This is a genomic window from Flavobacterium microcysteis, assembly GCF_006385255.1.
GTDB classification, from domain to species: domain Bacteria; phylum Bacteroidota; class Bacteroidia; order Flavobacteriales; family Flavobacteriaceae; genus Flavobacterium; species Flavobacterium microcysteis.
Window position 1 is genome coordinate 353,679 of the sequence record NZ_VFJE01000052.1, and the last position, 6,651, is coordinate 360,329.

Here is a 6,651-nt window from a genome sequence, read left to right on the forward strand (position 1 = left end):
AACATTTTTAGAGTAGGTTTTACTTTGCACTAGTAAAAACAATATCTCTTTGAAAACCAATACAGTACTATAACGAAAATACTATTGGCTTTTATATAAAATCAATCTTTATGCCATAAAAAAACCCGAATTCTCATCCGGGTTATTTTATATTTCAAATAGTAACTAGTTCACTGTATAGTTTACAAGTATACTTTCGAAAGTTTCTCCTTCATTACTTAGGATTGATTTTATTACTCCTACATTTTTAGAGAACCAATATTCTTCATCAGCTATCGTAATCATACCTAATATTGATATTTCTCTTCTGATGCTTACTTTTATTACATTCGTAAAGTTCTGACCATTTACTGTTGCTGTAGCATCTTTTTCTAAAATCTTCCCAACATAGTTTACTGTCTGAACCATTCCTGGCAATCCGGTCAAAGAAGTAGTTTGGGAATACGTTCCTGTCCAGGTTGCATTTACAGCAATATTATCCTTTAAAATAATATATTCAAAACCTGTTTGAGTTCCAGTCATTCCTCCAGCATTAATAGTCATATCGTCTGTCTTCAAGTTGTAAACACCGTTATTTTTATTTAACCAAGTAGTTACTCCAGTTGCGCCACTACTTCCTCCGCTTCCTGATTGTGGTGAAAATTTGTAATAAGTTCTACCGCCAAAATTGGCTGTCCCAATCATTTTTAAAGGAGGATTTGTTGTCCCGTTCATGCTATATGTCCATTGGTTGTTAATTGCCGTTGGCCAATAATCTCCACTTGTATTTCCTCCGGTGCTTGTTCCAACAGAAATTGGTCCAATCCAAGAACTAACTTCACTTTCTGAACAATTTGAACGTACATAAAAATGATAGGTATTTGTTGTGACCAAACCTGGGATAGTTACATTGGTAGTTTCAGAAAAAACTGAAGTTCCGCTTCCAATAGCAAATCCGGTTGGTCCGTATTGTACTTCCCATGAGGTTGCTCCAGTACTTGCTGCCCAGCTTAGGTTTACATTTGTCCCAATGAAATTACTCGCTTGAAAAGAAGTTGGCGCTACGCATCCAGAAGGTTGTGGATTAGGATCAATTGCACTGTCTAATGGCTCATTATCACATGATGAGAAATTAAAGGCTGTGAAAATCAGCGCAAAAGCAGCTAAAAATTTTAATTTGTTCATTCTATTTTTGTTAGGTTGGGTTAATTAGGTTTCCAAATATATATTTTTTATTTGAAACGCATAAAATATATTTTTATTCTTTCGATTCTGTTTTTGGAACTCTAAAAAGCAAAAGAACTCCAACGATAAAAAAGACCGCCAGAAAAACGATAGAATTCCTCATCGAACCCGTAATCTGATCGATAAGACCATAAACGCACATTCCAATTACGATACCTATTTTTTCGGCAACATCATAGAAACTAAAAAAGGAAGTAGTATCTTCTGTTTTTGGAAGAAATTTAGAATAGGTAGATCTTGATAATGCCTGGATTCCACCCATTACAAGACCTACAAAACAGGCTGTAACATAAAAGTGAATCGGTTCCGTAACAAAATAAGCACCCACACAAATCACCACCCAGATTGAATTGATAACAATTAAAGTTTTTATGTTTCCGTACTTACTAGATAGTTTTGCCGTAATGATTGCGCCAAGAACCGCTACTAATTGGATAACCAAAATACTAATAATCAACCCTTTGGTTTTTTCATCTCTATCAGCCCAATTAATTTCTTGCTCTCCAAAGTAAGTAGCTACCAACATTACTGTTTGTACAGCCATACTGTAAACAAAGAAAGCAGCCAAATATCTTGATAGTGATAAATGTTTTAGCAGTTCATTTTTTACTTTTTTCAATTCTCTAAAACCGCTCAAAAGGATGTCTTTTGTAATCTTATCTGCATTCTTATTTCCTTTTGGAAGATAATAAAAAGCATATTGGCTGAACAACAACCACCAAACTCCTGTAAGAGCGAAAGAAACTTTCATCATTTCAAGCGCTTCTATGCCATCTTTACTTAAAATTAAGTACAGACAGATCAGCAACAATATGACACTGCCAATATATCCCATAGAATAGCCTCTTGCACTTAGTCCGTCCTGTTGTTCTTTAAAAGCAATATCCGGCAAATAAGAATTATAAAAAACCAAACTCCCCCAAAATCCGATAAGTCCGAAAAAGAAACAGGTTATACCAAAATATATATTTTCAACCGTAAACCAGTACATTCCGATACAAGAAGCAGCTCCCAAAAAACAGAAAAATTGCAAGAATCGTTTTTTATTACCGACGAAATCTGCTATTCCTGAGAGAAACGGAGAAATAAAAGCAACAACTAAGAATGCGAAAGCAGTAACAAAACTTATCAATGCCGTTGCTTTAAAATCGTATCCTAAGAACTGTACATCGGAAGCTTCTTTTGGAAAAAGAAATCCAAAATACAAAGGAAAAATTGCGGAAGATATCACAAGAGGATACACAGAGTTTGCCCAATCATAAAACGCCCAGGCGTTCATTAATTTCTTACTTCCCTTAGGTAAAGCTGTTTGCATAAGTACGTTTTTAGGTATAAAAAAAGCTGTCCGTTAGAACAGCTTCGAAGATATTATTTTTTTATCTAATCCAGATTATCTTTTATTTAAATGTCACACCGTATTTTGCAGCTTCAGCTTTTGCTTGTGGAATCAACGCTTTCAGGTTTGCAATTCTTGTTGCATTGGACGGGTGCGTACTCATAAATTCCGGTGGTGCATTACCTCCTGAATTAGCAGCCATTCTTTCCCAAAAAGCAACTGACTGATCCGGGTTGTAACCAGCTATTGCCATCAATGTCAAACCTACTTTATCTGCTTCACTTTCATGGCTTCGGCTAAACGGCAAGGTGACACCATATTGGGTACCTACTCCATACGCCTGCATAGCTATTTTTTGAATGGATTCGCTTTGGTTTCCAACAGCAGCACCAACACCAGCACTTCCTAATTGCTGTAATACATCAGCACTCATTCTTTGTTGTCCATGATTTAGTAAGGCGTGAGCTACCTCATGTCCCATAACTACTGCCATACCCGTTTCGTCTTTTGTAATAGGAAGGATTCCGGTATAAAAAACAATTTTTCCTCCTGGCATACACCAAGCATTCACTTCTTTGCTTTCTACCAATTTATATTCCCATTGGTAATCTTTTAAATAACCTTTATAGCCGTTGGCATTCAAGTACTTTTCGGCTGCATTTTTAATTTTTGTTCCAACAGTTACTACCCTTTGGGCATCTGCAGTTCCGGTTACTACTTTATTTTCCTTTAGAAAAGTACTATACTGCTGAAAAGCTGATGGTAAAATCTGCGAATCAGGAACCAGTGCCAATGTGCTTTTTCCGGTAAATGGATTGGTCGCACAGGAATAAACAATACCAAATATTGCAATTGGTATTAACAGATATCTTCTTTTCATGAGAACGATTTTGATTGGTTATTACTCAAATTTACTAATTTACTTTGATACTTAATTTTTTAGAAATCTTTATTTATTGTTAAAATGTTAACAATCTTTATGCCATGTCTTGTTTTTTAAAACCGCCAAACGAAACATTGGAGCAACCTGTTGATCTAGAAACAATTCGGTTTTTCACTATTTCAGCCTACGAATATCTTTTATATTTAATTTATGATTCCTAAATTTATTAAACTTTAACTTGCATAAAAATTGGTTATGTCTGAAAATCCGAAAACGCACCAGCAATCGCTTAAAATACCGAAATCTATACTTATAGCCGCCAAAATAACTGAAGCGATTTCACCCAAACTGGCAATGAAATTTGCTGCAAAACTTTTTACATCTCCTATAAAATATAAATTACCAAAACGAGAAATCGGGATGGACCAGAATTCGCTTCAGCAAAACGTATTCATTCCAAACCTAGGCAAAGAAATTGTCGTATATAATTATGGTGCAAGCGATAAAAAAATATTGCTTGTTCACGGTTGGTCTGGCAGAGGTACTCAATTGGTTAAAATTGCTGATGAAATGCTGAAATTAGGTTATTCTACTGTAAGTTTTGATGCCCCGGCACATGGAAAATCTTCTGGAAAAACCAGTAATATGACTGAATTTATTGCCGGTATATTGGAGTTAGAGAAAAAATTCGGCCCATTTGAATTTGCAATCGGGCATTCGTTGGGAGGCATGTCAATCCTTAATGCTATAAAAAGAGGATTAAAAGTGAAAAAAGCGGTAATTATTGGAAGTGGTGATGTTGTTGAAGATATTATGGACGATTTTATTGAAAAATTAGGAATGAATATTGCCATAAGTAAAAAAATGAAGGCCAGTTTTGAAAAGAAGATCAATGAACCAATGGACAATTTTTCTGCCTACAAGGCTGCTAAAGAGGTAACGATTCCGGTTCTGGTTATTCATGATAAAGATGATGATGATGTTCCTGTTAAAGCTGCTTACCATATTCAGGAGAACTTAAAACAGAACGAATTACTCATCACAGAAGGGCTTGGTCACCGAAAAATATTAGGTGATACTAAAGTCATTAAAAAAATTGTAGAATTTCTAAATTAAAACCCATGAGACATTATATTGTACTATTGGTTTCGCTTTTTGCTTTTATATCCTGTCAAAGTCAGGAAAAAAAGGAATTGTCGAAGAAAGAAACATCAAAACAGGTTCAAAAAACTGATGCTGAATGGAAAAAAGAACTGACGTCGGAACAATATGAAGTGCTTCGGAAAAAGGGAACCGAAAGAGCCTTTACCGGAGAATATTATAATCATTTTGAAAAAGGTAAATATGTTTGTGCCGCATGTGGAAATGTACTGTTTAATTCCACGGCCAAATTCCATTCTGATTGTGGCTGGCCTTCTTTTGATCAGGCAATCAAAGGTTCTGTAATCTATAAAGAAGATACTAGTTTTGGTATGGTTAGAACCGAAGTAATCTGTGCAAAATGTGGTGGACATCTAGGACATGTTTTTGATGACGGGCCTGCAGAAACCACTGGAAAACGCTTCTGTACTAATTCTGTTTCTATAAAATTTGTACCCGATAAAAAGTAATACTATGAAATATCCTGTAAATAAAACCGAAGAAGAATGGAAAACTGAATTGGGCTCCGAGCGATATAAAATTTTACGCCAAAAAGGAACCGAATTTCCTCATTCCGGAAAATACAACTTATTTTTTGAAAAGGGAACTTACTGCTGTGGTGCTTGTGGTGAACCTTTGTTCAAAAGCGACTCCAAATTTGACTCCCATTGCGGTTGGCCTTCTTTTGATGAAGCATTACCTGGAAAAATTGAATATGTTAGAGATACTACACATGGAATGTTACGTACCGAAATTTTATGTGCAAATTGTGGTGGCCATTTAGGGCATATCTTTGACGATGGTCCAACAGAAACCGGTCAGCGCTATTGTGTCAATTCTTTATCTGTAGACTTTAAAGAAAAATAATATGAACCTGTTTAATGAGTCAACTGATTGGGCTACGGCTCTCAAATCATTAATTGCGAAATATAAAAACAAACAACATCCGTTAGATTATAAAAATCTATACCAATTGTTGGTTATGGTTGTTTTATCTGCACAAGACAGCGATGCCCATATCAATAAGATTGCTCCTAATTTATTCCAGGCATTCCCAAATATGAAATCTCTGGCTGAAGCTGATGAGAAATCATTACTACCTTATATTGAAGAAGTTCGTTTTCATGGTAATAAAATCAAGTGGCTTCTTGAAATTGCAGATACTATAAAGCAGGATAAAGATATTCCTGTAACTATGAAGGAATTGACGGCTTTAAAAGGTATTGGTAGAAAATCCGCCAATGTAATTATGAGGGAAGCCGGAGTTCCAGCAGAAGGTATAATGGCTGATTTGCACGTAGTCAGAGTTGCCCAAGACTTGGAATTGCAAAGGCAAAAGAAGCAGACAAAATTGAAAAAGAAATGATGGAAGTACTACCACGATCAATGTGGTCAGAAGTTGGCATGGCAATATCTTTCCTAGGAAGGGAAACTTGCAGGCCATCCAATCCAAAACACAGCGAATGCATAATGAATTCAGTATGTGAGTTTTACAAAAACAAAAAATCCGGTAATTAGCCGGATTTTTTTTATAATATCTTGATTAGTTCACCTGAAGAAGTAAATAATGCAGTAATAGAAGCATTATCTTTTTTTAAAACCAGCTTATATTCTCCATCAAGAGCCACTGCTGCTTCAACTATCTGATAATCACCATATTTTGCCTTTATATTTATTATAGCTTCTTTCTTCACTTCTTCTGGAGCTATCTTTTTATATTCTTTTTCCTGAACAAAGGAATCATTTTTCAAGACTTCTACACTCTCAAAAGAGGTAAAAATGCCTAAACTTAGGAATAATATCGATAAATAAAGCAACTTTTTCATAGCATTTGGTTTTACGTTACTATATAAAGTTACCTTATTCTGGATTGGAGTGAAAGAATTTTAAAAAAACTTTATCATTCCAGCTATTTCAATTTTCTATAAAACAAAAAAGGGTTCCCTATTGGGAACCCTTTTCAAAGGAAGGCGGCGACATACTCTCCCACAGGATTGCAGTACCATCTGCGCAGGCGGGCTTAACTTCTCTGTTCGGAATGGGAAGAGGTGAGCCCCGCCGCAATAAC

General features: G+C 35.5%; 8 protein-coding genes and 1 rRNA gene. 4 read left to right on the top strand and 5 right to left on the bottom strand.

The window, feature by feature from the left end; translation table 11 throughout:
- Positions 1-165: 165 nt before the first annotated feature.
- The 3 genes from FJA49_RS07140 to FJA49_RS07150 all read right to left on the bottom strand — a co-directional run bounded on the left by FJA49_RS07140 (position 166) and on the right by FJA49_RS07150 (position 3,440).
- Positions 166-1,164 carry a fibronectin type III domain-containing protein gene (locus FJA49_RS07140; RefSeq protein WP_140000297.1) on the bottom strand — a complete coding sequence of 333 codons (999 nt, stop codon included), beginning with the start codon at positions 1,162-1,164 and terminating at the stop codon, positions 166-168.
- Positions 1,165-1,237: 73 nt separating this feature from the next.
- Positions 1,238-2,539, bottom strand: coding sequence for an MFS transporter (locus tag FJA49_RS07145; protein ID WP_140000298.1), 1,302 nt, complete (start codon positions 2,537-2,539; stop codon positions 1,238-1,240).
- A gap of 82 nt (positions 2,540-2,621) precedes the next feature.
- Positions 2,622-3,440 (bottom strand): M48 family metallopeptidase, encoded by an 819-nt coding sequence (locus FJA49_RS07150; RefSeq protein WP_140000299.1) that lies wholly within the window; start codon positions 3,438-3,440, stop codon positions 2,622-2,624.
- Between the two features lie 258 nt (positions 3,441-3,698).
- Here FJA49_RS07150 and FJA49_RS07155 point away from each other — a divergent pair, with 258 nt between their 5' ends.
- Genes FJA49_RS07155 through FJA49_RS07170 form a run of 4 tightly spaced genes read left to right on the top strand, consistent with a single transcriptional unit; the run spans position 3,699 to position 5,949 of the window.
- Positions 3,699-4,559 carry an alpha/beta fold hydrolase gene (locus FJA49_RS07155; protein ID WP_140000300.1) on the top strand — a complete coding sequence of 287 codons (861 nt, stop codon included), beginning with the start codon at positions 3,699-3,701 and terminating at the stop codon, positions 4,557-4,559.
- Positions 4,560-4,564: 5 nt separating this feature from the next.
- Entirely contained in the window at positions 4,565-5,053 is a 489-nt protein-coding gene (msrB, locus tag FJA49_RS07160) for a peptide-methionine (R)-S-oxide reductase MsrB (RefSeq protein WP_140000301.1), read from the top strand.
- Positions 5,054-5,057: 4 nt separating this feature from the next.
- Positions 5,058-5,450, top strand: coding sequence for a peptide-methionine (R)-S-oxide reductase MsrB (msrB, locus tag FJA49_RS07165; RefSeq protein WP_140000302.1), 393 nt, complete (start codon positions 5,058-5,060; stop codon positions 5,448-5,450).
- Between the two features lies 1 nt (position 5,451).
- Positions 5,452-5,949, top strand: a complete 498-nt coding sequence (locus tag FJA49_RS07170; RefSeq protein WP_233590086.1) for an endonuclease III domain-containing protein — start codon at positions 5,452-5,454, stop codon at positions 5,947-5,949.
- Positions 5,950-6,112: 163 nt separating this feature from the next.
- On the opposite strand, the gene FJA49_RS07175 is transcribed toward FJA49_RS07170, so the two are convergent.
- Complete coding sequence (locus tag FJA49_RS07175) at positions 6,113-6,409, bottom strand: hypothetical protein (protein ID WP_140000303.1); 297 nt, start codon at positions 6,407-6,409, stop codon at positions 6,113-6,115.
- Between the two features lie 139 nt (positions 6,410-6,548).
- Positions 6,549-6,651: ribosomal RNA gene (rrf, locus tag FJA49_RS07180) — 5S ribosomal RNA — on the bottom strand; the annotation flags it as partial.

Bases quoted from the DNA above. Each gene is read 5' to 3' on its own strand.
- FJA49_RS07140 (WP_140000297.1), bottom strand. From the start codon at position 1,164: ATGAACAAATTAAAATTTTTAGCTGCTTTTGCGCTGATTTTCACAGCC.
- FJA49_RS07145 (WP_140000298.1), bottom strand. From the start codon at position 2,539: ATGCAAACAGCTTTACCTAAGGGAAGTAAGAAATTAATGAACGCCTGG.
- FJA49_RS07150 (WP_140000299.1), bottom strand. From the start codon at position 3,440: ATGAAAAGAAGATATCTGTTAATACCAATTGCAATATTTGGTATTGTT.
- FJA49_RS07155 (WP_140000300.1), top strand. From the start codon at position 3,699: ATGTCTGAAAATCCGAAAACGCACCAGCAATCGCTTAAAATACCGAAA.
- msrB (WP_140000301.1), top strand. From the start codon at position 4,565: ATGAGACATTATATTGTACTATTGGTTTCGCTTTTTGCTTTTATATCC.
- msrB (WP_140000302.1), top strand. From the start codon at position 5,058: ATGAAATATCCTGTAAATAAAACCGAAGAAGAATGGAAAACTGAATTG.
- FJA49_RS07170 (WP_233590086.1), top strand. From the start codon at position 5,452: ATGAACCTGTTTAATGAGTCAACTGATTGGGCTACGGCTCTCAAATCA.
- FJA49_RS07175 (WP_140000303.1), bottom strand. From the start codon at position 6,409: ATGAAAAAGTTGCTTTATTTATCGATATTATTCCTAAGTTTAGGCATT.